The following is a 2,583-nucleotide window of genomic DNA, read 5'->3' as shown; positions in this document are numbered from 1 at the left end:
CTCCCCCTCCCCCAGGCGGGCGGGCCGCGCACCCGTTCCCCCGGCGCGCGCCCGTCCCTAGACTTCCGTCGCATGCTGCGCGTACTGGCCGTCGACGACGAGAAGCCGCTCCTGGAGGAGCTGCTGTACCTGCTGCGCTCCGACGCCCGGGTGCTGAGCGCCGAGGGCGCCTCGGACGCCACCGGGGCACTGCGCCGGATCACCCGCGCGCTGGAGACCGGGCCCGACGGCCCGGACGGCATCGACGTCGTCTTCCTCGACATCCACATGGCCGGGCTGACCGGCCTGGACATCGCCCGCCTGCTGGCGGGCTTCGCGCGTCCGCCGCTCGTCGTGTTCGTCACGGCGCACGAGGGCTTCGCCGTGCAGGCGTTCGACCTCAAGGCGGTGGACTACGTCCTCAAGCCGGTCCGTCCGGAGCGGCTGGCCGAGGCCGTCCGCCGGGCCTGCGACCAGCTCGGGCGCACCGCGGCCCGCCCGGCGGAGGCCGGCGGCGGCCCGCCCGGCCCGGCCGCCGCCCCGGCGCGGCACGAGGCGGGGGCAGGGCCGGCGCCCGCCGGGAGCACCGCGGACCGGGCTGCGGAGATCGCCGTCGAGCTGGGCGGCGTGACGCGGTTCGTGCCCGTCGCCGACATCGCGTACGTAGAGGCCCAGGGCGACTACGCCCGTCTGCACACCGACGCGGGCAGCCACCTCGTACGCATCCCCCTGTCGACCCTGGAGGAGCGCTGGGCCGAGCGGGGCTTCGTCCGCATCCACCGCCGCCATCTGGTGGCGCTCGGCCGCATCGAGGAGCTCCGGCTGGACTCCGGCACGACCAGCGTGCGCGTCGGGTCGGCGCAGCTCCAGGTCAGCCGCCGCCACGCCCGCCAGCTGCGGGACCTGCTGATGCGCCGGGCGACGGGGTAGCCGGCCCGCCGGCGCCGGCGGGCCCGGGCAGGAGGAGGGCGGAGGCGGCGTGGACGGTCAGCCGGATCGGCAGGAACTCCGTCGCGTCCAGCCGCGGTTCGCCGGTCCCCGGGTTGAGCGCGTAGCGGGGGTGCGCCGCGGCGGCGACCTGCCAGCGGATCCGGTGGCCGGGCTCGAAGCGGTGGGCGGTGCTGCCCAGGGCGACGCGCACCGCGGCGGGGCGGTCCGGGTCGGCCCGGACGGGCGCGATGCCGTCGCAGACGTTCACGGAGCGGCCGTCGGGGGCGACGTCGCAGAGCCTGGCGAAGACGTCCGTGTGCCCGGTGTCGGTGGAGACCGTCATCCGGGCCGTGACGGGTCCGAGGATCTCCACGGCTTCCCGGAGCGGCGGTCCCGTGAACACCAGGACGTCCTCGCGGGCCTCCGCGGCGCGGGTGTCGCGGGCGCCGGCGGTGCGGGAGAGGAGGCGGCCGCCGACCGACGGGGCGGGGGCGTCGGGGTCGTGGCGCAGCGTGGCGAGCGGCTCCAGGCCGTCGGCGGGAGGGTACGCGCACAGGCCCCCGCCGGGCGCCGCGTACCAGGCGGTGGTGGCGGCCGGCTCGGCCGGCCAGTCGGCGAGGTCGCGCCACTCCTGCGCGCCGCCGGTGTGGACGCGGACCGGGGTGGGCCGCAGCGCCGAGGGGTCGTCCTGGAGGTGGGCGCGCAGCCAGGCGAGGGCGTCCGCGAACACATCGGGCAGGCCCCGGCCGAGGGCGGAGGCGTGGGTCCACGGCCCGACCAGCAGGCTCACGTCGCAGCCGGCCCGGCTCAGGCGCCGGTACTGCTCCAGCGACTGCTCGGCGAGGACGTCGTGCCATCCGGTGACGAGCGCGGTCGGGACGGTGACGCGGTCCAGGGAGGGAGCGAGGTCGGCGCCCTCCCAGAAGGCGTCGTCCGGGTCGGGCCGGTCCATGGCCTCCTCCAGCCAGGGGATCTCGCCGAGGGCGTCCCGGTGGGCGCCGCGCAGGGGGCGGGCGGTGGTGACGGCCCCCAGCCGGCGCTGCAGCCGGAGCATCGCCCCGACCAGCGCGAGCACGCCCCGGTGCTGGTGGGCCATGGCGGTCCCGCCGGCCAGCATCGTGTCGAGGTTCGGGACACCGCCGGCGTGGTAGCAGCCGTGCGGGTCGTGCAGGCCGAGCTGGACGACCATCGCCTTCAGCTCGGGCGGCGGGTCGAGGGCCAGGGCCCACTGGGTGTAGCCGAGGTAGCTGGGGCCGATCGTGGCGAGCCGCCCGTCGAACCAGGGCTGTGCGCGCAGCCACTCGACGGCGGCCTGCCCGTCGGCGGGTTCGTTGCGCCAGAGGTGGAAGGTGCCGCCGGAGCCGCCGGTGCCGCGGCAGCTCTGCACGACGACGTGGAAGCCCTGCTCGGCGAAGAGCAGGCCGTACAGGGGGGACCAGGGCAGGCCCCTGCCGTACGGGGTGCGGACCAGCAGCGTCGGGAAGCCGCCCCGCTCGCGCGGGAAGTAGTGGTCGGTCAGGAGCGGGCTGCCGTCGGCGGCGGGCACCGGCAGGCCCGGCTCCCACCCGACGGCGTGGCGGCGCGGCGGCAGGCCGCGCCAGGTGCCGCGCATCAGCCGGGCGGAGAGCGGCGGCCTGCCGGGGGGCGGCGTCCAGTGGTGCCGTGTGCGGGGGC

The 2,583-nt window shown here is 77.8% G+C and carries 2 protein-coding genes; one reads left to right on the top strand and one right to left on the bottom strand.

Going from position 1 to position 2,583, the window contains the following annotated elements; translation table 11 throughout:
* The first annotated feature begins 72 nt into the window (after window positions 1-72).
* Window positions 73-909: a LytTR family DNA-binding domain-containing protein gene (locus tag EF903_RS31415; protein WP_125548377.1), complete on the top strand. Its 837-nt coding sequence runs from the start codon at window positions 73-75 to the stop codon at window positions 907-909.
* Here the strand turns inward: EF903_RS31415 and EF903_RS31410 are convergent.
* On the bottom strand, window positions 851-2,583 hold a 1,733-nt coding region (locus EF903_RS31410; protein WP_399422112.1), incomplete at its 5' end, for a CocE/NonD family hydrolase. The two genes, EF903_RS31415 and EF903_RS31410, sit on opposite strands and share 59 nt — an antisense overlap.

The organism is Streptomyces sp. WAC05292, assembly GCF_003949955.1.
In the GTDB taxonomy this organism is placed as follows: domain Bacteria; phylum Actinomycetota; class Actinomycetes; order Streptomycetales; family Streptomycetaceae; genus Streptomyces; species Streptomyces globosus.
The sequence above is the reverse complement of the archived record's forward strand: the minus strand, read 5'-3'. Positions and strand labels throughout refer to the sequence as shown.